The sequence below is a fragment of the Defluviitalea raffinosedens genome, from assembly GCF_016908775.1.
GTDB lineage: Bacteria > Bacillota > Clostridia > Lachnospirales > Defluviitaleaceae > Defluviitalea > Defluviitalea raffinosedens.
On sequence record NZ_JAFBEP010000001.1, the window covers coordinates 90,299 to 116,631 of the forward strand.

Annotated in this window: 22 protein-coding genes; 4 read left to right on the forward strand and 18 right to left on the reverse strand. The window is 36.4% G+C overall.

What is annotated here, in order from left to right; genetic code table 11:
* Positions 1–7: 7 nt before the first annotated feature.
* Together JOD07_RS00430 and JOD07_RS00435 are read right to left on the reverse strand one after the other, a co-directional pair.
* Positions 8–1,333 carry an ABC transporter substrate-binding protein gene (locus JOD07_RS00430; protein ID WP_158739705.1) on the reverse strand — a complete coding sequence of 442 codons (1,326 nt, stop codon included), beginning with the start codon at positions 1,331–1,333 and terminating at the stop codon, positions 8–10.
* A 198-nt stretch (positions 1,334–1,531) separates the two neighbouring features.
* Positions 1,532–2,326: an AraC family transcriptional regulator gene (locus JOD07_RS00435; protein ID WP_158739706.1), complete on the reverse strand. Its 795-nt coding sequence runs from the start codon at positions 2,324–2,326 to the stop codon at positions 1,532–1,534.
* A 124-nt stretch (positions 2,327–2,450) separates the two neighbouring features.
* Between JOD07_RS00435 and melA the strand changes: the two genes are divergently transcribed.
* Complete coding sequence (melA, locus tag JOD07_RS00440) at positions 2,451–3,779, forward strand: alpha-glucosidase/alpha-galactosidase (RefSeq protein ID WP_204611603.1); 1,329 nt, start codon at positions 2,451–2,453, stop codon at positions 3,777–3,779.
* A 71-nt stretch (positions 3,780–3,850) separates the two neighbouring features.
* Positions 3,851–4,711 (forward strand): helix-turn-helix domain-containing protein, encoded by an 861-nt coding sequence (locus tag JOD07_RS00445; RefSeq protein WP_204611605.1) that lies wholly within the window; start codon positions 3,851–3,853, stop codon positions 4,709–4,711.
* 291 nt (positions 4,712–5,002) lie between these two features.
* Here the strand turns inward: JOD07_RS00445 and JOD07_RS00450 are convergent, their stop codons facing one another.
* From JOD07_RS00450 to JOD07_RS00510, 13 genes are all read right to left on the reverse strand, one after another.
* Positions 5,003–6,688 (reverse strand): glycoside hydrolase family 13 protein, encoded by a 1,686-nt coding sequence (locus JOD07_RS00450; protein WP_204611607.1) that lies wholly within the window; start codon positions 6,686–6,688, stop codon positions 5,003–5,005.
* Positions 6,689–6,872: 184 nt separating this feature from the next.
* Positions 6,873–7,895, reverse strand: coding sequence for a LacI family DNA-binding transcriptional regulator (locus JOD07_RS00455; RefSeq protein WP_158739710.1), 1,023 nt, complete (start codon positions 7,893–7,895; stop codon positions 6,873–6,875).
* A 337-nt stretch (positions 7,896–8,232) separates the two neighbouring features.
* Positions 8,233–9,153: a DUF7916 family protein gene (locus JOD07_RS00460; protein ID WP_158739711.1), complete on the reverse strand. Its 921-nt coding sequence runs from the start codon at positions 9,151–9,153 to the stop codon at positions 8,233–8,235.
* A gap of 80 nt (positions 9,154–9,233) precedes the next feature.
* Positions 9,234–10,601, reverse strand: coding sequence for a PTS fructose transporter subunit IIC (locus JOD07_RS00465; protein WP_158739712.1), 1,368 nt, complete (start codon positions 10,599–10,601; stop codon positions 9,234–9,236).
* A 93-nt stretch (positions 10,602–10,694) separates the two neighbouring features.
* The gene (locus JOD07_RS00470; protein WP_158739713.1) at positions 10,695–11,132 is read right to left on the reverse strand and encodes a PTS sugar transporter subunit IIA; all 438 of its coding nucleotides are present in this window, start codon (positions 11,130–11,132) and stop codon (positions 10,695–10,697) included.
* A gap of 23 nt (positions 11,133–11,155) precedes the next feature.
* Complete coding sequence (locus tag JOD07_RS00475; RefSeq protein WP_201800573.1) at positions 11,156–12,529, reverse strand: ABC transporter substrate-binding protein; 1,374 nt, start codon at positions 12,527–12,529, stop codon at positions 11,156–11,158.
* Entirely contained in the window at positions 12,526–14,220 is a 1,695-nt protein-coding gene (locus JOD07_RS00480; protein WP_204611609.1) for a methyl-accepting chemotaxis protein, read from the reverse strand. Before JOD07_RS00480 ends, JOD07_RS00475 begins: the two co-directional genes overlap by 4 nt.
* Before the next feature lie 23 nt (positions 14,221–14,243).
* Positions 14,244–15,212, reverse strand: a complete 969-nt coding sequence (locus JOD07_RS00485) for a carbohydrate kinase family protein (protein WP_158739715.1) — start codon at positions 15,210–15,212, stop codon at positions 14,244–14,246.
* Between the two features lie 136 nt (positions 15,213–15,348).
* On the reverse strand, positions 15,349–16,284 hold the full coding sequence (locus JOD07_RS00490) for an ABC transporter permease (protein WP_201800576.1): 936 nt from the start codon (positions 16,282–16,284) through the stop codon (positions 15,349–15,351).
* A gap of 67 nt (positions 16,285–16,351) precedes the next feature.
* Positions 16,352–17,857, reverse strand: a complete 1,506-nt coding sequence (locus JOD07_RS00495; RefSeq protein ID WP_158739717.1) for a sugar ABC transporter ATP-binding protein — start codon at positions 17,855–17,857, stop codon at positions 16,352–16,354.
* 72 nt (positions 17,858–17,929) lie between these two features.
* Positions 17,930–18,943 carry a sugar ABC transporter substrate-binding protein gene (locus JOD07_RS00500; protein WP_201800574.1) on the reverse strand — a complete coding sequence of 338 codons (1,014 nt, stop codon included), beginning with the start codon at positions 18,941–18,943 and terminating at the stop codon, positions 17,930–17,932.
* Positions 18,944–19,187: 244 nt separating this feature from the next.
* On the reverse strand, positions 19,188–19,865 hold the full coding sequence (locus tag JOD07_RS00505; protein WP_158739718.1) for a response regulator transcription factor: 678 nt from the start codon (positions 19,863–19,865) through the stop codon (positions 19,188–19,190).
* A gap of 34 nt (positions 19,866–19,899) precedes the next feature.
* Positions 19,900–21,225: a sensor histidine kinase gene (locus tag JOD07_RS00510; protein ID WP_158739719.1), complete on the reverse strand. Its 1,326-nt coding sequence runs from the start codon at positions 21,223–21,225 to the stop codon at positions 19,900–19,902.
* Positions 21,226–21,417: 192 nt separating this feature from the next.
* Here JOD07_RS00510 and JOD07_RS00515 point away from each other — a divergent pair, with 192 nt between their 5' ends.
* Together JOD07_RS00515 and feoB are read left to right on the forward strand one after the other, a co-directional pair.
* On the forward strand, positions 21,418–21,639 hold the full coding sequence (locus tag JOD07_RS00515) for a FeoA family protein (RefSeq protein ID WP_158739720.1): 222 nt from the start codon (positions 21,418–21,420) through the stop codon (positions 21,637–21,639).
* Positions 21,640–21,657: 18 nt separating this feature from the next.
* Positions 21,658–23,523, forward strand: coding sequence for a ferrous iron transport protein B (gene feoB / locus JOD07_RS00520; protein WP_204611611.1), 1,866 nt, complete (start codon positions 21,658–21,660; stop codon positions 23,521–23,523).
* Positions 23,524–23,724: 201 nt separating this feature from the next.
* Here the strand turns inward: feoB and JOD07_RS00525 are convergent, their stop codons facing one another.
* The 3 genes from JOD07_RS00525 to pyk all read right to left on the reverse strand — a co-directional run bounded on the left by JOD07_RS00525 (position 23,725) and on the right by pyk (position 26,333).
* Positions 23,725–24,189, reverse strand: a complete 465-nt coding sequence (locus JOD07_RS00525; protein ID WP_158739722.1) for a ferritin family protein — start codon at positions 24,187–24,189, stop codon at positions 23,725–23,727.
* Positions 24,190–24,251: 62 nt separating this feature from the next.
* Complete coding sequence (gene rd, locus JOD07_RS00530; RefSeq protein WP_158739723.1) at positions 24,252–24,410, reverse strand: rubredoxin; 159 nt, start codon at positions 24,408–24,410, stop codon at positions 24,252–24,254.
* Positions 24,411–24,560: 150 nt separating this feature from the next.
* A complete protein-coding gene (gene pyk / locus JOD07_RS00535; RefSeq protein WP_158739724.1) occupies positions 24,561–26,333 on the reverse strand; it encodes a pyruvate kinase in 1,773 nt (590 codons plus the stop codon).

Genomic DNA, 26,333 nt, shown 5'->3' on the forward strand with positions numbered 1-26,333 from the left:
TATTGAATTATTCCTGTGCTAAATATGCATTCATTTCCTGGGCAATTTCCAGACAAACGTCTCTTGCTTCTTTTTCTCCTGTCCAAGCTGATATTAATTTTTCTTTACTCATGTTTTCCCATACTACTGTAGATCTGGAATAAGGTCTGATTACCAGGTCTCCCATCATATCCAAATAAGCCTGAAGGTTAAAATTAGGATACGCATTGATCCAATTGCTTGTAGTTCCTTCGTATGCAGAAATTACTATTCCTAAGTCAGACTGTTTTTGCTGTGCTTCTTTAGAACCAAAGTATTCGATTAATTTCCATGCTTCTTCAGGCATGCTGGTATTAGCGGATGCAGCCCATCCAAGGCCATTGTAAATGGAAATTCTTCTTCCTGTTGCTGCATCTTTAGGTAAAACTGCAATATCTCCATGTTCTTTTACATAATCATTGTTGCAAAGTTCTGGAAGCATCCAGGATCCCATTGTAATCATTGCCACTTTTCCTGCTTCAAATAAAGCATTGGCACTGTTTTCTGTCATTGTTTCATAATTTGGTGTGTAGCCTTGTTTTACAAGATCTGTAACAAATTCAATTGCCTTGATGGTTCCTTCTTTATCAAATCCTGAACTCTTTTTGTCGGCTGAAATAATTTCTCCACCCATAGCATAAACCATGTTGTACCATCCGTCCTGGTTATTGGATGGATCGATAGCATATCCATATTGACTGCCATCAGGCTTTGTCAGTTTTTTGCAAGCTTCCCTAAAATCATCCCAGGTCCAGTTTTCATTTGGATATTCCAGACCTGCTTCATCAAACATGGTCTTATTATACCAAAGAGCTATTGTATCGATATCTTTTGGCACGGCATACTGCTTACCATCCCAATTATATATTTCTACAATATCTTGAGGAAATTTACTTAAGTCAACTTTATCGCTGGATTTAATTCTATCTGTTAAGTCCAGTAGCATTTCATATTGACTATATTTTGCTATTTCATTGGAGTGCATCCAAAAGACATCTGGAAGTGAACCACCTGTAGCCCCTGCTTCAAGCATGGTCCAGTATTGATCCCATGGGGTAACTTGAATCTGAGCTTTAATTCCGGTTTCTGCAGTAAAATCATTAATAATCTGTGTTAATCCTGGTTCTTGGTTTGTATCCCAAATTGCCACTGTAAGTGTTTTTCCAGATGAAGCGCTGCTTTCTTTTGTGGTATCTTGAGTTGTAGTTCCTTGCTCTTGTGTCGATGTATTCTTGCTGCTTCCTCCACCGCATGCAGTCAATGAAAATACCATTGCCAAACTTAAGAGCCCCGCCATTAATTTTTTAAATACCATTTTTTCTCCTCCCTCTAATTTCATGATGGTTCTTTACGTCATTTTGACTATTTCCTCTGAAGTCAATTTTATTATACTATACAAAATTTACAAATAACATGGAGTAATGTTCTGTTTTTATGGAATAATGTTGTTTTTTTATGCAAATTGCCCACATAAAGCTATAAAATATGGCATAGTGTGGTCATTTTGTCTTTTTCACTGATCAGCTTCCAGTAACTGCTTCCGAAACTGTGATGGTGAAATCTTCTCCTCCTTCTGAAAGCTTTTACTGAACATGGAACTGTTATGAAAACCACAGGATAAAGCAATCTCAGTAATCGTATATTTTGTATTGCCGAGCATATCTTTGGCTGCCAGCAGCCGGTATCTGGTCAGATACTGCTTTGGGGACATCTTCTGATAGCGCATAAAGATTTTATATAAGTAAGTTCGCTCGATCCCTACATGTCGGGCGATATCACTTACATTAATGTTATAACTGTAATTATACCGAATATAAGATATGGCTTTATCCAGGTAACTTTTGTCATAATCTCTTTTTTGCTCGGATTTTTCTTTCTTAATTGAAGAAATAATTAAATAAAAATATCCCATGAGTTCTCTTTCATCATATCGGTTTAAAAAGGCCTCTGCAATTTTTCTCAAGTAAAGCGCCGAATCTTTAGATTCGTCGATCTGGCATATAAATTTGTCTTCTAATAACTGATATTCCTCTAAAATAGCATCTGCTTCTTCTCCATCAAATGCAATCCACACATATTCCCACGGGTCCTCCAGATCGGCTTCATAATATGTAACATCCTGGGGCCTAATCAAAAAGGCTTCTCCCTTATTAACTTTAAATTCTTTACCTTTCACCTGATAAATGCCTTTTCCCCTTAAAACAAAATGCATCAAATAATGAGGTCTTATGGCCGGTCCGAAGGAGTGTCCTGGTTTGCACTCTTCCATACCGCAATAATAGATACTTAAGTTTTTCTTATATCCCATAATTTCCCCTCTCCCCAACTATGCAACAAAACGACAATTATTTTGAAACAAATTTTATATCTTATACCCCCTGTACATTTTAAAATAAATCTATCTAAATCACAATCATTCAAGGAGGATTGCTATGGTAAAGATTACTTTTATGGGAGCCGGAAGTACTGTTTTTGCAAAGAATGTATTAGGTGACTGTATGTGTACACCATCACTTTGCGACGCTGAAATCGCACTCTACGATATTGATGAAAATCGTTTAAAGGATTCTGAAATCATTCTTTCTGCAATCAACAAAAACGTTAATCAGGGAAGGGCAAAAATAAAAACCTATCTCGGGGTTCAAAACCGTAAAGAGGCCCTAAGAGGTGCAACTTTTGTAGTCAATGCCATTCAAGTGGGTGGATATGATCCTTGCACCATTATTGATTTTGAAATTCCGAAAAAATATGGTTTAAGACAAACCATAGGAGATACTTTAGGCATTGGCGGCATTATGAGAGCCCTTCGCACGATCCCTGTGATGGAAGAATTTGCTCACGACATAGAAGAAGTATGTCCCGATGCATTGTTCTTAAACTATACCAATCCCATGGCAATGTTGACAGGATATATGCAGCGTTATACAAATGTCAAAACTATCGGATTGTGCCACAGTGTCCAGATATGTTCTGAAACATTATTAAAATCCCTTGGCATGGAAGATAAACTGGAAGGCCGAAAGGAATTAATCGCAGGTATCAATCATATGGGCTGGCTTCTTGAAATCAAAGACAAATACGGTAATGATCTTTATCCTGAAATCAAAAAACGCGCTGCTGCTAAGAATGCCACAGAAAAACATTCAGACATGGTGCGTTTTGAATACATAAAGCATCTGGGATATTACTGTACAGAATCCAGCGAACACAATGCTGAGTATAACCCATTTTATATAAAATCAAAATACCCTGAATTGATCGATGCTTATAATATTCCTTTGGATGAATATCCCAGAAGATGCATCGAACAGATTGAAAACTGGGAAAAAGACAAAGCAGCGATTTTGAATAATGGCCAAATCACCCATACTCGTTCTGTTGAATATGCTTCTTATATCATGGAATCAATCCTTACGAATAAACCTTATAAAATAGGCGGAAATGTATTAAATACAGGCCTTATTGATAATCTTCCTTCAGATGCCTGCGTAGAAGTACCTTGTCTTGTGGATGGCAGAGGAATAACCCCTTGTCATGTGGGAAGATTACCTGTACAGTTGGCAGCTATGAATATGACAAATATCAATGTTCAATTGCTCACCATAGAAGCTGCAGTAACCAAAGATCGCCAATACATTTATCAGGCAGCTATGTTAGATCCCCATACCTCTTCAGAGCTAAGCATTGACGATATCGTAAAAATGTGTGATGAATTAATTGAAGCTCACGGAGATTATATGAAACATTTTCACCTGAAATAAGCACTATTTGCATTCCCCCTTTTTCTTTTATATAATGAAAGTAACTATAAAAGGAATAGGGGGACTATTTTGTGAATAAGCAAACAACATATAAAAATGTGGTGGGTTTGCGTTGTTTAAGAAATATAAAGAAGCAAACCAATGATTTATACCTGGTGCACTGCGGTCAACAAAAATGTCCTCCTGGATATACTTATGACCATAAAATTCCCAACGAACACCACTTGCATTTTGTACTGGACGGAAAAGGGGTATTGATTGTTCATAATAAAGTCCATCATATTAAAAAAGATGATATATTCATTATCCCTAAAGGGGTTCCGATCCAATACTTTGCGGACAGTGAAGACCCATGGGAATATATCTGGGTAACCTTTGACGGTACAGTTGCATCCAATTATTTTTCCTATGCCGGGCTTTCAGACAGTAATCCTGTGATTACCTCTGCTATTCCCACCAAAGTATATTTGCCGCTGGTTCAAAAAATCCTGGATGCCAATGAACTGACCTACGCCAATGAAATCAAACGGGTTGGATATTTGTTTGAAATATTGGGGATTTTAATAGAAGCTCAAAGTGCCCTGAATCGTAATAAAAATCAATATGATTATTCCAGCGATGCTTATATTGATTATGCCATGCAGTATATCTCTTTAAATTATGACCATATTAAAGTCAGCGATATAGCAAAGTATATAGGCATTAACCGCTCTTATTTAACCCACATATTCAAAAAAAATCTCAATATTTCACCACAGAAATATTTACTCAACTACCGGCTGAAAAAGGCTGCAGAATTGATTCGTACAACCAATATGTCCATCCAGGACATCGCTGTAAAAGTTGGATATGAAAATCCTCTTACATTTTCCAAGATGTTTAAGCAGGTTTATGGTGTTTCACCTAAGCATTACAGATATCAAAATTCATAAGAAAGATTATTGTACAAGTAGTTTAGGCATATTTCACTCTTTCAGCCTTGATTCATTCGCCGCAAACTCTTATACAATCTATGATTGCAGAGTAAAGTATAGTTTTTAAATAATCATTATACTCAATTATGCAATAATACCAAATAATCATAACATATTTATTTAAAAATTTAAACCTTTGATTAAGAAAATATTATTGATCTCATAAAACTTCAAAAACCAAGAACTAGAACGAAATGAGATTAGATTAAACCATTAGTAAAATATAAAATGTAGGAAAGCTGTGCTTTCCTACATTTTATATACTCTGGCCTCATATGCCCTTAAAGTTGCTTTTTCTTCTGTTGTGTCAATACTGTCCGCATCATAGTTTGAAATTAAGATTTCTTTTTTGCTTCCTTTCATCGCTTCTGGTATTTCAAATTCTACATGTTTGTCTGTAAAGTTGCATACAATCAATAATTTTTCATCGCCCAGGGTTCTGACAAAAGCATAAATTTCTTCGCTGTCAGGCAATAAAAGCTCAAAATCTCCATAAACAATAATGTCATGCTCTTTTCTTAACTCAATAAGCCTTTTATAATAATTGAATACTGAATTTGGGTCATGGACCTGGGACTTAGCATTGATCCACTTATAATTTGGATTTACATTAATCCAGGGAGTGCCTGCAGTAAATCCGGCATTGGTGCTGTCATCCCACTGCATTGGTGTTCTTGCATTATCTCTGCTGACATGATGGATATAATCCATCACCAAATCTTTGTCCAAACCTTTCTTATTGATTAACTCATCATAAGCATTAAGAGTCTCAATATCTCTGTAATCTTCTATGGAGTCAAAACTTACATTGGTCATACCAAGTTCTTCTCCCTGATAGACATAAGGTGTTCCCTGATGCATATGAAGAAAGGTTGCCAACATCTTAGCAGATACTTCTCTATACTCTTCAGAGTCATTTCCAAAGCGTGAAACAGCCCTCGGCTGATCGTGATTACTCAGATACAAACTGTTCCAGGCCTTTCCGGCAAGACCCTTTTGCCATCGATTCATTACTTCTTTTAAATCTGTCAGTTTGAATCGTTTATTGCTCCATTTGCCGTGTTCTCCATGGGTTAAATCCATGTGTTCGAAATGGAAAACCATGTTTAATTCAGAGCGGTCATAGCCGGCATATTTTTTTGCTTCCTCTACAGTTACTCCGGCAGTTTCCCCAACAGTCATAATATCATATTTTGAAAGTACTCTTTTATTCATTTCCTGCAAATATTCATGAACATGCGGGCCATGAACACAATAAGGGAATGGATCTCCATAAAGTCCGTTTTTTACTTCGCCGTCAGGCATTTCAGGGGTCTTTGAAATCATACTGATTACATCCATTCTGAATCCGTCAATACCTTTATCCAGCCACCATGTCATCATATCAAATACTTCTTCACGAACTTTAGGATTATCCCAGTTCAGATCCGGCTGCTTTCTGGAGAACAAATGCAGGTAGTACATATCGGTATTTGCATCATATTCCCATGCTGACCCTCCAAATACAGAACCCCAGTTGTTCGGAGGACCTCCATCCGCTGATTTCTCTCTCCATATGTAATAGTCTCTGTAAGGATTATCTTTGGATTTTCTGCTTTCTATAAACCATTTATGTTCATCCGAAGTATGGTTGACAACTAAATCCATAACGATTTTAATACCTCTTTTATGGGCTTCTTCCAGTAAAGTATCAAAGTCTTCCAAAGTTCCGAACTCATCCATAATATCACGATAATCGCTAATATCATACCCATTATCATCATTAGGAGATTTATAGATCGGAGAAAGCCAGATCACATCTATGCCCAGCTCTTTTAAATAATCCAGCTTTTCTATAATACCTTTTAAATCACCTATGCCGTCTCCATTACTATCCTTAAAACTTCTGGGATAAATCTGATATACGACGCTTTCTTTCCACCACTTCTTATCCATTAAACTCACTCCTATTAATTGAAGTTTTTACACCATTATTAAATCACTGCTTATTTTTTCAGTGATTTTTATAGGTGTTTCGAAACACCTATGATGATAACTTGATATTATCACAACAAAAAATATATTTCAATAGTGATTATAATAATATTATTTGTTGATAAGCCTTAAAACATTTATATTTTTAAATGGTTTTTACGCTGTTTCTTATAACCAATCTCGTTGGCAGTTTAATATCATGAATTTCGATCTTTTTCCCTGCGATTAAATCTCTGATATACTGGATTGCAATGGTGGCTTTCTGTGTCACATCCTGGTGCATTGTAGTCAGCATAGGGCGGCATAAAGTTGCATAGACATTATCGTCAAATCCAACAACTGAAATATCCTCCGGAACATTTATGTTATGATCATTAAAATAGTAAATTGCATTGGCAGCGTAAAAATCAGAAGCAAAAAACAGAGCAGTATATTTTCCTATGACATTTTTAACAATTCCATCTAAAACTTTTGTTCTTTCCTCTTTGTTATGACCAATAAATATAAAATCTTCTTTTTGAAACTCAATACCTCTTTCTTTCAATGCAAGTTTGTACCCTGCCAATCGTTCTCCATCTACTCCAATCGGATTTCTTCTGTCTGCCAAAAAAGCAATTTTTCGATGTCCGTTATCCAATAGATACTTTGTCATTTCATAGCCGCCTTCTTTATCTTGAAGACCCACATTGGTATAAAGAAGATCATCTTCATGGAAGTAACAATCAATAAATACAATGGGTTTTTGGGTATTTTGCTTCATTTTTGCACAAGCATCTGCATCAAACCCCACCGCAATTAAACCCTCAACATTCCAGGCCAGTGCCATTTTTAAATTTTCTTCAACATTTCTTGCCATGTATAACATCATATAATAACCCTGAGTTCTGATTTCTCCTTCCAATGCACCTACCAATTCACTGAAAAAAGGATCTTGTACAGGGCTGCTAAGATCCTCTCTGCCGTAATTAATAAGAACGCCAATAATCTTGGAACCATTATTGGCTAACAATCTGGCTCCCATATTTGAAACGTAATTTGCTTCTTTAATCACTTTCTCTACTCTTTGCAGTGTTTCTACAGAAACCTTATTGGTTCTTCCATGCAGTACATTCGACACCGTTGTAGGAGACACCCCTGCTCTTTGTGCCAATTCCTTGATCGTAACCATAATTAAATGTCCTCCTTCAAAACTTATCACTCTAGAGTTATTATATTGAATAAACTCTTTCAAAACAATGGAATGAATGCTTAAAAGATTCATATAACACAAAAAGAGTTTCACAAACACATCTCTTGCACCGAGCGTGGTCGGCAAAGTGGACCAAATACAACGCATACGGCTGCGCATCCCGCGGAGGACTTTTTATTGTATAAGAAATTCAAAAGAATTCTTATACAATAAAAAAGCAGGGTATCATCTCCCCACTCTTTTATTGATTTTTTGTACAATATCAGGATATAGCATTCGATATTTTTAATCTTAAGCATTAACTCTTATAATCTTTCTAACGGTTAACAGACCTGGCCATGCGTCTGTAAGTATGTCTTTTCCCCTTAATAACAATGGAATATGTCATAATATTTTCCGGCGTTGCAATTCCCGGAGACATACCACAGTCACCAATATGATGCATATCCGTTCCTGTCATTTTACTGTATAATGCTATGGACTTAATGGTATCGGGGTCTGCACCCTCCTGTGATGTACCTATGGTTGTCATGGCCATACAATGATGCTCATGGGCAAAATCAACTAAACTCTTTACGTATTCTACCGTCATTCCCGGAACTGTGCCCGGCGCTGGTAAAAGCAATATATCCGTCCCCGCCTTAATAAATTGAAGGACCGTTTCCTGATCAATAATCCCTTTTCCGCTTTCATTTCTGCTGCCTGCAGCATGCATTTTCCCTGCAGCTATAATTATTTTATCACCCGCAACACTGGAAATTTCATTAATCTTCTTTACGATCGCTTCATTGGTCACACCTGTTTTGGGGTTACCAGTGAGCACTACCATATCCACTCCCTGTTCAATAGCTTTTTGAACATTTTCGGCAGAAGCCATCCTTCCTTTTGAAAGATTGACTCTTTCATCAATCACCACAGCATTTTCATCCACAGGTTCCAGATTGATCCCTACCATTCTCCCTGTAAGACGCTTGATTTCTTTGATCACCGATTCTCCCTTTTCTGTTGGAAGCCCCAAAACCATAGGATTGTCCACATCATAAAAATTCAAAAGAATAATATCTGCGCCAAAAGCACACGCTACTTCAACGTTACTGACGTCATAAAGAATCGGTGGAAATACCCCAATAATTTCACTAACAAGAGTTCTTCCTTCTGCTGCCTTGATGCTTAAAAGCTTTTCTTCTTTAGTCATGGAAGCTAAGTCGGAAGCATTTAAGTCTAAAATTCGTTTCAAAACCTTCTCCTCCTTTACTGAAAAAACAGTCCAAAATGAGGAACGCTGTTTTGCGTTCCTCATTTATTCTATCGTCTCATTCATTGTGATTTCTTTAAAAATCCTACAACGAAAGCAGTTACAACAGTTCCTGCTGCAAGAGCTATAACGTAGCCCAAAATATTAGTTACTGCAAATGTAACGAATATTCCACCATGGGGTACTGACAAAGTACAACCTAACAGCATAGATAATGCACCAGTTACAGCTGAACCCAGCATAATGGATGGAATAACTCTAATCGGATCTGCTGCTGCAAATGGAATTGCCCCTTCTGTAATGAAACTGATTCCAAGTACCCATGCAGCTTTTCCTGCCTCTTTTTCTGCCGGAGTAAATTTGTCTTTAAATAATACAGTTGCCAAAGCCAAACCTAAAGGAGGCACCATACCCGCTGCCATGACTGCTGCCATAACCATAGAGCCTGTACCTGCTGCAGCTGTTAAAGTTCCGGTTGCAAATGCATATGCCGCTTTATTGACCGGTCCTCCCATATCAAACGCCATCATTAAGCCTAAAATGATTCCTAAAACAACTGCATTAGCACCCTGCATATTTGCCAAAAAGTTATTCATTGCCGTATTTATGGCTGCTACAGGAGTTCCTACTATATAAAATAATATAAGGCCTGTGGATATAACTCCCAATACCGGAATAACAAGTACAGGCATGATTCCTTGCAAAGTCTTTGGCAATCTAATGTATTTTTTAATAGCTACAACGATATAGCCTGCAAGAAAACCTGCAATAATTCCGCCTAGAAATCCTGCGCCCATTGTATTGGCGATCATTCCTCCAACCATACCTGGAGCTAAGCCCGGTCTGTCAGCAATAGAATAAGCGATATATCCAGCCAATATCGGGACCATTAATGCAAAGGCACTGCCACCACCAATTGCATTCAAGTAAGCCGGCAAAGTTCCTGCATTGCTTGCTGCATCATATCCAAAAATAAAGCTGATTGCGATAGCGATTCCTCCGGCTACTACAAAGGGGATCATAAAGGAAACTCCATTCATCAAATGCTTATATGCACCTTTTCTTTCCTGAGCTCTTTGAGCTTTGATTTTCTCTACTTCATCAAATGCATCTCTGCTCTTTCCATACACTGGTGCCTTTAGAGATTTTTCAATCAAGCCAGCTGGATCTTTTATAGCATCTCCTACAGAAACTTGTAAAACTTTTTTACCGGCAAAGCGATCCATAGGAACATCTGTGTCTGCTGCTACGATAATGGCGTCTGCTTGTTTGATTTCATCGTCCGTTAATTCGTTTTCAACGCCTACTGATCCTCTGGTTTCAACTTTTGCTTCATAACCTTTAGCCTTTGCCGCATCCATAATGGCTTCTGCTGCCATATAGGTATGGGCAATTCCTGTTGGACATGATGTAACTGCCAAAATCTTCATATTCTCAACCCCCATATTAAATTTTTATATATATGAGGCAGTTGCCCCAAATATATTCCTGTGGCATCTTTCAAACTTTTATATATTATGTTTTTAGACCTCTCCCAAAACATTCAGAATGTCCTCCGGGGTTTTTGCATTGTTTAAAGAATCCCTGAATTCCTGCTTCATAAGCTTTCTTGAAATATTAGCCAGTATTTTTAGATGTTCTGTTCCAGCCTGACTTTCCGGAACACCTATAAGAAAAACCATATTGACAGGTTTTCCATCAGGAGCCCCCCATTCAATATTATTAACTCTTGCAAAGGCCAATAAAGGCTCCTTAACCGCATCCGTTTTTCCATGGGGTATGGCAACGCCAAAACCAACTGCCGTACTGTATTCTTCCTCCCTTCTTAATACAGCTTTAACATAGTCCTCAATATTCACCACTCTGCCTTCATCAGCAGCCATTTGAGCCATCTTTCGGATAGTTTCTTCTTTTGTACGAGAATCAAGATGAAGCGTAATCAGATTTTTATTAATTAACATTGTTTTCCTCCTCTTCCTGTGCCTTACTTTAGAAATTCATTTAAATCATCGTCTAATTTTTTTAAAGTTTTTTCTATTTCAGCGCCTCCATTGATAATCTGATAAATTGCTTTATCTGCCATATCCATTGCCTTCTCGTATTTATGAAAACGAGGCGTCACAATAGAATGCTCAATCACCTCACCCAGAACTCTGGTATCCACCGCAAGCTCTTCATCAGGATTGTACCTTCTCAATTCCTCATCGGCATCCTTTGACTCTGTTACTTCCCTAAGGACAGGTACGCCCTGGGAATATTTGAATACATTCCTTTGACTTTGAGGATGGCAGACCATAAACTTCAAAAATTCCCATGCTTCTTTTTCATGTTTTGATCTTGAACTAATGCCTATTAAAAAACTGTGAAGCTCCGAAGCATTGTTTCCATTGGGCCCTTTGGGAAGTTTGACACATTCCCATTCAAAATCGTCATATCTGATAATTCGGTAAGGATAAGATTTATAAACTCTGTACCAGGAAAATGGAAAAGGACGAAAAGCAACATTCCCTTTATCAAAATCATCAATCGTAACTTTCATATTCTGGTTTAAGTCATTAATTTTCTTAACAAATTGAATGGCTTCCAATACCTCCGGCTGCGTAAATAAGGCTTTTTTCCCGTCGGTAGTAAACAATTGCTGTCCATTGGTATAAACACCATCTTCCCAGGTAAAATCTACCGCCCCAAATTGATCGATTTTTCCATCACCATCCGTATCTTTTGTTACTTTTTTACATATTTCATAAAAATCATTCCAGGTCCAATCATTCTTAGGCATTTCTATATTCTCTTTTTCCAGAAGGGTTTTATTCACAAACATTAATGTAGGTTCCACTTCTCTGGGCAAAGCATACTGAATTCCGTCAAGTTGTCCTGATCGGACAGCATTTTCATACATTCTGCTGATATCAAAATCTTTGTCCTTACTTATTAAAGGGCCTAAATCTTTCATAATGCCGATGGATGCAAAAGTATTAAAATCTCCTTCCTGAACCACAAATACATCGGGTTCTTTACCTTCTATTATTTTTCCCGATAACCATTCAGGGTAATCATTTTTTAAAATTCCTACCCTGCTGTATTTTACTTTTATTCCGGGATGTAGTTTTTGAAATTCTTCTATTGCCTCATCTACAATTTGGTAGCTGTTTATGTTGGTATTTGGAACATCATATGCATTTCCCGAAAATATCCCAAACTCCAGAACTATTTCTTGATTTTTCTTATAATTTCCAATTGAGCCTATAATTATTAGTACGGCTATAATCAAAGCAATTTTTACTGATATCTTTTTAGCTTTCTGCAAAGTAATCACCTTAAGTCTTTTATTGATGATTTTATATTGTTTAAATTTCAAACTATTTTTAAATATTTGATTGTTTCTTCCAAGGCTTCTGCCTGTTTGGTCAGAGTATTAGAATTCAGCACCATTTCCCGTAAGCTTTCACTCTGTTCCTGGGTTGATGCTGCTACTTCTTCACTGCTGGCCGCAACCAATTCTGCTATATGGGTAATTTCTTTGCTGGCTTTACTAAGCTTATCTACATTCTGCAGCAAATCGTCAATACTCTTTGAAATTTCTTTAACTTCTTTGTAGACCGTTTCATTGGAGGCTTCAATATTTTTAAAGCTGTCATCTGCATCTTTTATAAAGCATACAGCATTTGATACTTCTTTCATTCCTTCTGCAATAGTCTCTGAAATGCTCATGGTTTCGGACCGAATTCCACTAATTGCATAGATTACTCCTTTGGTTACCTTTTCAGTTTCTTCTGCAAGTTTTTTTACCTCACTGGCTACTACAGAAAACCCTTTCCCTGCTTCTCCAGCTCTTACCGCTTCTATAGAGGCATTTAAAGCTAATAAATTCGTCTGTTCAGCAATTTGCCCAATGGATTGGATACTCGTTTCTATTTCACAGGATTTTTTATTAAGCCCATCCATTTGCAACGCTATTCTTTTCATTACAACATTAATGCCATCAATTTTTTGAATAAAATTATGTATGGAGGCCATCCCTTCTTGAGTTAGCACATTGGAGCAATCAGATAATTTAATAATCTGTTGAGACCTTGCGGCAATTTTTAGAAGTTCTTTATGGACAGATTCTGCTATCTTTGTAGAGATATTTGCATGTATAACTTGATCTTCTGCCCCTTTGGCAGTTTCCTCTGTTGCTTCTGCAATTTGCCTGCTTCCATTGGCAAATTGCTCTATGCTCTTGTTTAACTGTTCTGCAAGTACCGCAAGATTAGAGCAAGCTTCATGAACTCTCATACCGATATTTTTTATATTGTTTTTCATCTGATTAAAAGAATCTGCCAGTATCTTTAACTCATCATCAGAATCAATTATAATATCGTCTCCTGTCAAATCTCCTGTGCCAATAGTTATAGCCCCTTTAGTCAGCTTCTTAAAAGATTGGGTGATTTTATTGGATAAATAAATAGAATATATAACAGAAATGGATATAGCCCCTATAATAATGCTCGTGAATATTATAATCATCATTTGAAACTTTTTATTAATGTGTTCCATAATATATTCACTATAGGTTAATTGGCTGTTGATGAGATTATCCACTTGGTTATTTATAAATTCTGCCGTTTTCTTAATCTCATCATACTTTGCACTTACTTCTGCCATTGACATCTGTTTGTTTTCTGCAATTGCTTTTATATGACCAAAATAAGTGCCAATCAATCCCTCTATGCCTTCTAAATATTTTCTGCTTTCTTTATTTTCTTCAGTGATACTTTGGCTTAAAAATTTCAGGTCTCTTTCTAAAATTTCATGTACTTCTTTTGAATTTTCATATATATTTTCTCTCTCTATCGCCAGCTGTCTTACTAAAGTGGGGATATGTTCATTAATGACATTTTCTATATGATTTGTTATCAAAATTGTCTGACAAACTTCATTATAAGCCCTATTATTTTGAATAGATACTATAAGCGAAATTATAATTGCAAATAGCAATGGAAGAATAGCTACTATTAATCCTAACTTTATCTTTCTTCCTATGGAACGAATATCAAACACTTTCATTGCTCTCTCCCCGTCTTTAGCAATTATTTATTGATGTGATTATTTATGAATTCCTCAATTTCTTTCAATTCAGGAATGGCAGGGATTGCTCCTCTTTTTGTTGTTATGAAGGCTCCCACTGCATTGGCGAATTTCAGCATTTTTTCAAATTCCATTCCTTCTATATCGCAGAAATCTTTTCCGCTGGCCAATATTTGATACAATAAGCCTCCTAAAAATCCATCTCCGGCTCCGGTTGTATCCACCGCTTTAACTTTATAGGAAGGTATATAGGCTTCATAACCGGATTTTCTAAAATAACTTCCTCTCTCTCCTAATGTCACAACAATAAGAGGTATGCTATACTTTTTTTCCAAATATCCTGCAGCCTCTTCTATTGCAGTCATACCCGTTAAAAGCTGCAGCTCTTCTTCCGATACTTTTAAAACGTCAGCATACGCCAGTCCCTTTTCCATGTATTTCTTAGCTTCATCGGCCGTTTTCCAAAGCAAAGGTCTGTAATTGGGATCATATGATATAAGGACCTTTTTTTCTTTAGCATATTCTACTGCTTTTAACGTAGCATTTCTGGAAAGTTCATGTGTCATTGAAACAGAGCCAAAATGAAACACTCTTGCATTTTCAATAATGCTAAAATTTATCTCCTCTTCCCTAAGCAACATATCTGCTCCTGGATTACGGTAAAAACTAAACTTTCTATCTCCATTCTCATCTAAGTGCACGAAAGCCAATGTCGTATTCGCTTCATCGCTAAATATAAGATTTTTAGTTCCAACTCGAATGTTTTCCAGTACACCCTTTAAAAAGTATCCGAATTGGTCTTTACCTACTTTTCCGATAAATTCAGTTTTCATATTGAGTTTAGCCAGAACACCCAATACATTCGCCGGTGCACCTCCAGGATTTTGCTCGAATAAAAAACATTTGTCTGAAGATAATCCTGCAGGAGTAAAATCGATTAATAACTCTCCAAGTGCCACAACGTCATACATTTTTTTCACTCCATCAAATGAAATTAATAAGAAGAAACAAAATTGATTGAATATTACCAAAAGTATAATTTTTATTAATTATACTATAAAATATCAGCCTGTTCAATAACTTTATTAGTAAAATATACCTAATATTTTACTTTATTTCTTTTCTCTTTTTAACAGAATCAACGTATACAGCAGTTAATATAACCGCTCCTTTTATAATAGATTGCCAAAAAGATGAAACATTTAAGATATTAAGCCCATTATTTAATACCCCTATAATCAGTGCTCCGATCATGGTTCCACCAATGGTACCAATTCCACCGGACATGCTGGTTCCACCCAGTACAGAGGCTGCGATGGCATCCATCTCAAAGCCCTGACCTACTGTCGGCTGTCCTGAATACATTCTGGCACATAATACAATTCCTGCAAAAGCCGATGAGAATCCAAGAAGAGTGAATACGCCTATTTGGACTTTCTGAATATCTATCCCCGAGAATTTTGCAGCATCCACATTACCTCCTACAGCGTATACATGTCTGCCGAATTTTGTTTTATTTAATAAAATCGTTGTAAATACAAAAAAAGCAGCCATATAGATAATGGGTAAAGGTATAGGGCCTAAATAGCCGTTACCTATGAAATTAAAACTTTCTTCAATGGTACGGACAGGCATTCCGTCTGTATACACATAAGCTGCCCCTCTGGCCATAAGCATTGTACATAATGTTACAATAAATGCCGGAAGTCCAGTCTTTGCAATAATGACTCCATTTAGTAATCCAATCAGTGTCCCTAAAGTTAACCCAATTAAAACAGCGATCGGCGTAGGTATTCCCGATAATGTAATCAATCCTGCTGATAATGTTCCTGATAATGCCAATACCGAACCGACAGATAAATCAATTCCACAGATAATAATTGCAAATGTCATCCCAAAAGCTAATATGGCATTGGTTGAAATTTGTCTTAATACATTTAAAATATTACTGGCTGTTAAAAATACTGGCGACAATATACTCAATGCAATACACATTGTAATAAACCCAATCAATATGCCTCCATATCTTTTAACATAGCCCATAATACCCTGTTGAAGTTTATCGAGAATCTTATTATTTAAGTTATGATTCCCAATTGCTGCATCTGTTTTAGCCGACATTTTTCATCCCTCCTGTAGCATAATGCATAATGCACTCTTGATTTAACTGTTCCCTCCTTAATTCTCCTGTTATGTTTCCTTGGTACATAACCAAAACCCTGTCACTCATGTTAATGACTTCCGGTAATTCAGAAGAAATCATAATAATTCCAACCCCTTGTTTTGCCAACATGCTCATAATCCCATAAATCTCTGCTTTCGCTCCTACGTCAACACCTCTTGTTGGTTCATCCAGAATCAATACTTTAGGGTTGGTCGCCAGCCATTTAGCAATAACCACTTTTTGCTGATTGCCACCGCTTAAGTTTTTGGCAGCTTGATTCATAGAGGGAGTTTTTATAGATAGTTTTGAAATAAAGTCTTGAGCAATTTCTTCTTCTAATGCTTTATTCACCCGTGGTCCTTTAATGAATTTGCTTAATACCGGAAGTGTAACATTATATCCTATACTCCTAATTAATACTAAACCTTGTTTCTTTCTGTCCTCCGGTACCAGACCAATCCCATTGTTCATCGCATCTAACGGACAATTTATTTTAACTTCCTTCCCTTCAATCATAATGGTACCTGAATCATATTTATCTATCCCAAAGATTGCTCTGGCTAATTCTGTTCTTCCCGCTCCTACAAGGCCGGAAATGCCTAAAATCTCCCCTTTACGAAGGGAAAAACTGATATTATTTAAAACGCCTTTTCTATTAAGATTTCTGACCTCAAGAACAATCTCTCCTATTTCATGGTCTGATTTTACATATAAATCTTTTAATTCACGGCCTACCATCATGGTAATAAGCTCATCTCTTGAGGTTTCTTTCGTTATTTTGGTGCCGATATACTGCCCATCTCTCATGACAGTAATTCTATCAGTAATTCTAAAGAGTTCTTCCATTCTGTGAGAGATATAAATAATCGAAATGCCTTTTTTCTTTAACTCCTCAATGGTTTTAAACAACATTTCTACTTCTTTTTTAGAAAGGGATGCTGTCGGTTCATCCATCACAAGAATATTTGCCCCCACAGAAAGTGCTTTTACAATTTCTATCATTTGCTGCTTTGCTACACTTAAAGTGCCAACAATCTCTGTAGGCTCAATACTTAATCCTAGAGAATCCATTAAATTACGAGCTTTTTTATTCATCTCAGAGAAGTTTACAAATCCTAACCCTTTTTTAATCTCTTCTCTTCCTAAAAAGATATTTTCTGCTACAGTCATATTAGGCGCCAGACACAACTCCTGATGAATAATGCTGATTCCATTGGCGTGAGCACTGTGAACACCTGTTATTTCTACTTTTCTTCCCTTTATATAAATATCTCCTTCATCTGCCTGATAGATGCCGCCTAAAATTTTCATCAACGTGGACTTCCCAGCTCCATTTTCTCCAAGCAATGCATGAACTTCACCCTGTTTCAATTCTAATTTGGCATCTTTTAGTGCATATACTCCCGGAAATCGTTTATGAATATTTCTCATGCTTAAAATGACTTCGTCCATTTCACCCCTCCTCTTAGAAATGCTTGTGGACTTACCCACAGTAAATCCACAAGCATTTTTCATACATCCTGATTAGAAACCGTTATTTCCATCTGTATCTACATTTTCCTTCGTTAATAGTTTTACAGGCACCTTAATTTCGTGGTCTACCGTTTCTCCATTGAGGTGTTTGTATGCTGCTTCTACTGCTATCCTTCCTATTTCTGAAGGATATTGTGCAGCTGTTGCAGTCAATTTTCCTTCTTTAACCATCTTCTTTCCATCTTCTGAGCCGTCTACTCCATAGATTGCTTTTACATCATCTAATTTTCCAGCCGCTTCTAAAGCTGCAATGGCTCCCAAGGCCGTTGGATCATTCAACGCCATAACCACTGTAATGTCCGGATTTGCCTGAATGATGTTTTCCATGACAGGCATTGCTTGTTCTAATTGTCCCTCCGAAGATTGTTGTGCTACAATTTTAAGTCCCGGATATTGCTTAATCGTTTCAATAAAGCTGTCTGTTCTCTCTATAGCAGATTTTGCTGTTGGATGCTCCAGAATAACCACATTACCTTCTGTAATCCCTAAGGTTTCTGTTAAGTGTTTAGCAGCCAATACTCCTGCTTCCCAGTTATTCGATGCTACTGTTGTGACTACCAAATCATCATCAAATACGGGGGCATCCACTACGAATACAGGCACACCTGCCTTATTGGCTGCTTCTAATGCTGGCTTAATTCCTTTCCAGTCAACAGGGTTTAAGAAGATTCCATCAACACCTTGTGCAATCAAATCTTCTACTCCTGCTATTTGTTTGTTAAGATCTAACTGTGGGTCAAGGGTGATTAATTTATCTCCGTTGGCTTCAATAGCTTGTTTTAATCCTTCGTTTAAAGTTACAAAGAATGGATTGTTTAAGGTCATAAATGTTGCACCAAATCTTCTTTGCTTGTTTTCATCTTTTGACGCTTTGGATGCCTCAATTTCAGCAGATGTAGATTCAGGCTCACTGACTGTCGACTTTTGATTGCTTGTACCACACCCTGCAAACAAGGAAAATGCCATGGTAAGCACCATTAGAATTGGGAAAACTCTCTTTTTCATCAAAACCCCTCCTAAAAGTTAAAATTGAATTTTATATGTGCAAATTATACAGCTAAATGCAAAATACATCATGTGTATTATGTCATTTAATTATAATTACATTTGTCATCATCTAAATTACATTTGTGTATTTTCACAATATCTGTTTGTCTGCTTTCTAAAATATGTACAAGTTTCTTACAGCATTTTTGATTTAATATAAAATAAAACCCTTAAATATATGAACTATATTTAAGGGTCCTGTTCAATCACTATCTATGTTATTTCCCATGGTAATTCCACTCTGCACTGCCAAAATAGCAATTTGAGTCCTGTCTCTTAAATTTAATTTACTTAATATATTGCTGATATAATTTCTCACTGTTCCTTCGCTGAAATTAAGCTCTTTTGTAATCTCCTTATTTGAAAGCCCCATCCCAATAAGTTTCATAATTTTAAGTTCGTTTTTATTTAAAGACGAAAGTGCATCATTTTGGATTTTACTTGTATAATCCGCTTCAGCCATTTGAGAAAAAAACTTGCATACTTTAGTAGCCACTGAAGGATTAATTAATGAGCCGCCATTCATTACAATCCGAATGGATTCAACCAATTCATTTAATGATATCCCTTTTAAGAGATATCCACTGGCCCCATTTTTTAGTGCATCAAAAACATATTCATCATCATCAAAAGTAGTCAATATAATGATTTTAATGTCTGGATTCATTTTCTTAATAACCTTGGTTGCCTCTACTCCATCCATCTCTGGCATCCTTATATCCATTAATATGACATCCGGCTTCTTATCCTTTGCCAGCTCCACTGCTTCCTTGCCGGTTGCTGCCAGACCTACAATTTTCATATCTTCTTTATTGGAAATCACAAATTCCAGACTTTGACGAATCAATTCCTGATCTTCTGCTATCATCACTTTGATCATACACTTTCCCCCATTATTCCAACTGAACTTCCAACTATACAGCTCTATTCCTGACAGGAATATCCACTATAACCTGAAAGCCCTTGCCTTCCTCACTTCTAAACCTTGCATTGCCTTGAAGCATAAGGACTCTTTCTGTAATGTGTTTTAGTCCAAATCCCTGATGGATATTACTGCAGCCAACTCCATCATCTATAACCTTTATTTCAACTTTATCTGTATCAAATCTAAGAGATATGTTTATATTTTTGGCCTGGCCATGACGAACCGCATTGGTAATGCTTTCTTGCACCACTCTATATACGGCTTCTTCCTCATCACCACTGAGTCGGATTTCCTCTCCGCTGATTTGAGCTTCTACCTTGGTACTGGTACATTCATTAATATTGTCAGCCAATTTTTGTATTGCTGAAACTAAGGAATATCTTTCAAGAGCATCGGGTCTAAGCTGCTTTACTGATTTTCTTACATCCAATAATCCCTGCCTCGCCAGATCTGCAATCTTTGTCAGTTGATGTTTGGTTCTTGCGCTATCAATATCAATCAATTCCAAGCATGCATCCAATCCGGTAGAAATACTCGTTAAAGTATGTCCAATAATATCATGAATTTCTCTGGCAAGCCTGTTTCTCTCTTTTATCTTCGCCATCTCTTCGGACTTCTTTGCATAATCCTCCAATTGAATGTTAACAACTCTGAGTTCTTCAGTAGTTCTGACTAATTTATTATACAACTCTCTAATTTTTTCATTCTCGTCAATTTGTTTTTGCACAGTAAAAATCATGAATATAATGAAAAGCATTTGATTAGCAGAAAAGAGAATACTTTTTATGCCTTGCAAATACAATCTTTGGGCAGGATTAAAATATTGGATGTATTCATTAATAGAGACCATATTAAACTTTACAGATAAAATGTCATAATCGAAAATGCTGTATAGAGCCAAGGTAAATGCAATAAAAAGAGATCTGCTTTTCTTACTGTCAATATAAACAATGATATTCGTAAGAGGTAAAAGCAAAAGACCTTTATGCCCCATATTTAATAAATAAATGATAACAATACATATGAAAAGGTCAAATATACACCATAGAATTTGCATTGTGCTGCTTTCTTTAAGCAATCGTTCCCTAAGTTCAATACTCAGTAGAAATATAAGTAATAGTAGGATAGAATAGGCAGGGACTTTCCAAGGAATAACAGGAATATACTGAATGCTCTCCAAAAAATCTCTAGCATGAAAATCCCATATAATCAGTTTGGTACTGCGGTAAATGATTCCTGCTAAAAAAATTACGGTTATAAAATTCACAAGAAATAACATAATCCTTATAATGCCTATATTCCTATGTGCTACCATACTTTTCTCCTACTATTATGAAATATTGCTAAGACCATAATAATATTCCAATAGACACTTGTCAATAAATTATAACTCTACGAACTCTTATCAAGTTACATTGACTTTTATTATCATTTGTAATATACTGTCGATGGACATTTTATTAACAATTACTGAAAATAATTATCATTTTAAACAAGGAGGATTTTCATGCTTCTGTCAGATGCAAGCCCTGGCCAAATGATCGAAATTATATCTATCCCTGACCCTTCTATCAGAGCCCAGGCTATTCGTTTTGGTATTTATGAAGGTGCTCAGGTTAAATGTTCTTATGTGATTCATTCAGGTCCAGTTATTCTACAAAATCGTATGCAAGAAATTGCCATTGGTCATAGATTAGCTGAAAAAATTCAAATCAAAGCTGTTTCATAGCTTATGGGAGGTACCATAATGAGTTCGTGTCATACTAATACCGAAGTTGATCTTAAAAATCATAAGGATAAAACTAAGCTTGTTTTAGCTGGAAATCCTAATGTCGGTAAATCGGTATTTTTTAACGCTTTAACAGGGATGTATGTGGATGTATCCAATTTCCCCGGTACAACTGTAGATATCAGTCAAGGCGTGTATAAAAATTATGTTGTTCTGGATACCCCGGGAGTATATGGGGTTTCATCTTTTAATGATGAAGAAAGAGTTGCAAGAGATGTGATTCTTAATGGAGATATTATTTTAAACGTTGTGGATGCTGTCCATATGGACCGGGATTTGTTTCTTACCCAGCAGCTTATCGATATGGGCAAAAGAGTAATCGTTGCCCTGAATATGATGGATGATGTAGAGCGTAACGGACTGCAAATAGATGTTAAAAAGCTGTCAGAATTACTTGGCGTTCCTGTGATTCCAACAATCGCAGTCAGCAAACAGGGAATGGAAAAACTTAAAAGTAAGCTCGAAACAGCCTCTACAGGTAATACCATAAGCGGCATTAAAAATCTTATGCAATCTGTGATACCAAAAGTATCCAATCCTGCTGAAGCTCTTCTTGTGTTGGAAGAAGATGAAAATGTCATAGAAAGAAACCATATAGATGAAAAATATCCTTTTAGAGAAAAAATCTATCTTCAAAGACGTAAAAGGGTTAATGAAATTGTGAATTCTGTGGTGACCGAAACTTCAAAAGGTGCTTCCTTTAAGACACGTTTAAGTCAATGGATGCTAAAGCCCCTTACAGGAATTCCTATATTGCTTTTGACCCTTTTTATTATGTATCAATTTCTTGGGGTATTAATTGCCCAAATAGTTGTAGGCTTTACAGAAGAAGTGGTTATGGGCACTTACTATAATAACTTCATTATGAATGTATTTAGTCCTTTGGTAAAGGGCTATGACTTTTTAGAAAAGTTTTTAATTGGTGAATTTGGTGTATTAACCATGGTTCCTGTTTATATCGTTGGGCTTTTGCTTCCTCTGGTTATCGGTTTTTATTTTCTTTTATCCATATTAGAAGACTCAGGATATCTTCCACGTATTGCAGCATTGATGGACAGGGTCCTGACCAAATTAGGATTAAATGGTCGGGCGATTATTCCTATTATTCTGGGCTTTGGTTGTGTAACGATGGCAACAATTACAACCAGGATTCTAGGCTCAAAACGAGAACGCTTTATTGCTACAATGCTCCTTGGACTTGCTATTCCCTGTTCTGCTCAATTGGGCGTTATTGCAGGTATGATCAGCGCCATAGGACCGGTGTATTTCCTGATTTATTTAGCAACCATTATGATTGTTTTCATACTTGCCGGAACTCTTTTAAATCTCGTGGTGCCTGGGGAATCTACGGACCTTTTAATTGATATTCCACCCCTTAGAATGCCACGAATTAAAAATGTTTTATCAAAAACTTATTCTAAATCTGTAGCATTTTTAAAAGAAGCTTCTCCCTTATTTGTCATTGGAGCGGTGCTCATAACCTTCATGGATTACTTTGGAATTCTTCTTGCTATTCAAAATGCTGTCGCACCTTTAACTGAAGGTTTCTTAAAACTTCCTAAAGAAGTTGCAAATGCTTTTATTATGGGGATTGTAAGACGGGATTTTGGAGCTGCAGGTCTTTTTAAGCTGGCTGAGGAAGGCCTGCTTAGTACTGTACAGATTTTAATTTCTCTTGTGGTCATTACTTTGTTCGTACCATGTATCGCTGCTATCCTGGTTATATTTAAAGAACGCAGCTTAAAAGAAGCCCTGATCATTTGGTTTGGCAGTATGTTGATCGCATTTTTGGTAGGAGGACTATTAGCATTTGTATTGGTATAAAAAGACTATATATTTAAAATTCAGAAGGTGATTGAATGAAATGCCCCACTTGCGGCAATGAAGTCGATGTAAAATTAACCCCTAGATGTCCCAGGTGCAATACCATCGTTGCTTATCCGTACAAAAAATGCGAAGAATGTAAGGGTTGTTCTTTTTTCAAAAAATGTTCCTCAGACACAAAGAAAAAGTAGGGTCTTTACCCTACTTTTTTAAATTGGATTTATAAGATTTTAATTTATTATAATGTCCTTCTTCTTCAGCAATTAATTTCTTCAAAATCTCGTCAGCTGGAGATTTTACATGGTCCAATAAACTTTTATAATATTCAATCGTAATTTTTTCTGTTTCCATTCCTGTATCAATGGCTTCTTCCAAAGAATCCGGAACAGAGGCTCTTTTCTCAAATCCCTTTGCTTTTGCATAATTGCGAAAGAATAAATCCACACTTTCTTCAAAGAGATAATCGTCTTCTTCTTTATCAAAATCTTCATACCATTTTGTAAAAATCTTTTTATGTCTTTTTTCATCTTCAGCCAGAGAAAGCAACCCTTCCTTAACTTCCCCTTTAGTTTTTTGTGCTAAGGCTTCATAGAATTGGACGCCTTCTTCTTCCATGCTGATCGCTAGTTTTAAAATTTCCTTAGAATTATATGTGTTTTGCCCCATAATATCACTCCGTCTTTGATTTATTAAATTAAAAAATAAGTAGGGGGTTACCCTACTCATTCTTATTGTTCTTCAAATTCATCCTTGCCTACACCGCATACAGGACAAACCCAGTCTTCAGGAAGATCTTCGAAAGCTGTTCCTGGTTGAACTCCGTTATCTGGGTCACCTTCTTCAGGATCATAAACATATCCACATACTAAACAAACCCATTTACTCATACGCATACCTCTTTTCTATGATAGTATTTATGTATATAGCACAGATTTCTAGAATCCAAAATCTATGCTATATTAAATATGCCTATCTCTTATGCATAATATACCACCATTATATTCCTCTTGTCAAATAATATTTATTAACTAATAATATTATTTAGAATTTGTCTTTTTTTCAGGTATGCCGTTGTAAATGAAGCCATTTTTGCTGTCTACGGTTATTAAAGTACCACTTCTGATTAAGGTTACTGCATTTTTGGCACCTATAATAACAGGAATATCTAATGCTCTTGCCACGATCGCTGCGTGACTGTTCTCTCCTTCTTCTCCATCTTCTACAACAATTGCAGAAGCTTTTTTCATATATGGGAGAAAATCATTGTTTGTTCTATGAGTAATTAATATATCTCCTTTTTTGAAATACTTTTCGGCTTCTTCAACAACTTTAATCACACTTGCTGTGCCTGAAACAACCTTGCTTCCAATTCCTTCTCCTTTTGCCAATACATTTCCTACAATATGAACCTTCAGAATGTTCGTTGTACCAGATATGCCAACAGGTACACCGGCTGTAATAACGATAATGTCTCCAGTTTTTGCAACCCCAATTTCTACAGATTTATCTACTGCCAAATTAAAAAGTTCATCTGTTGTAGATTTTAATTCAGTTTTAACCGGTATACAGCCCCAAACCAAATTAAGCTGCCTCCAGGTTTGCTCTTCAACCGTACAACCCAGAACAGGCGCTGAAGGTCTGAACTTAGATACCATTCTTGCGGTATCTCCTGACTTTGTAACCGTTACAATACAAGCGGCATTTAAATCTGCTGCTGTAGTACAGGTTGCGTGGCTTATGGCATTCGTAATGTCGGTCTTAATGGTTCTATGATATTCATTCATATTTTTAATGTAATCAATAGAGTTTTCTGTTCTTTTTGCAATTGTTGACATCATAATTACACTTTCTACAGGATAAGAACCTTTCGCAGTTTCCCCAGAAAGCATGATCGCATCTGTGCCATCGAAAATAGCATTGGCAACGTCATTGGCCTCCGCTCTTGTAGGCCTTGGATTTCTAACCATAGAATCCAACATCTGAGTAGCTGTAATAACGGGTTTTCCTACTTGATTTGCCTTTTGAATAAGCATTTTTTGAACAAGAGGTACTTCTTCTGTGGCAATTTCAACTCCTAAGTCTCCTCTTGCCACCATGATCCCGTCAGCTACTTCCAAAATTTCATCAATATTATTTACACCATCTCTATTCTCGATTTTTGCAATAATTGAAATATTATTGCCGCCATTCTCTTCCAAGATTTTTCTAATTTTAATAACATCATTGGCAGAGCGGACAAAAGAAGCTGCAATGTAGTCAAATCCCATCTTAATGCCAAATTTGATGTCTTCTATATCTTTATCTGTTAAAGACGGCAGATTTACATACACATCCGGTATGTTAACTCCTTTTTTTGAACTTAAAGGTCCACCATTAATTACTTCGCATTCAACTTCTGTATCGGTTATATTTTTCACCCGAAGTTCAATGAGTCCATCATCTAAAAGTACTCTGCTTCCCCGTCTTAAATCGTAAGGAAGGTTTTTATAAGTAACGCTGACTCTGCTTTCGTCCCCTTCTATATCTTCTGTCGTCAGTGTAAACGTTTGCCCTTGTTTTAAGTAAACAACTTCTTTAGAAAATTCTTTAATGCGAATTTCTGGTCCCTTTGTATCCAGGACCAATGGTATAGGAACATTAAGCTCTTCTCTTGCGGCAATAAGATTTTTAATGATTTCTCCATGGGATTCATAAGTTCCATGGGAAAAATTAATTCTTGCAGCATCCATTCCATTTAGAATAAGTTTTTTAATCGTTTCGATATCACCAGATGCAGGCCCTAAAGTACATACGATTTTTGTTTTTCTCAT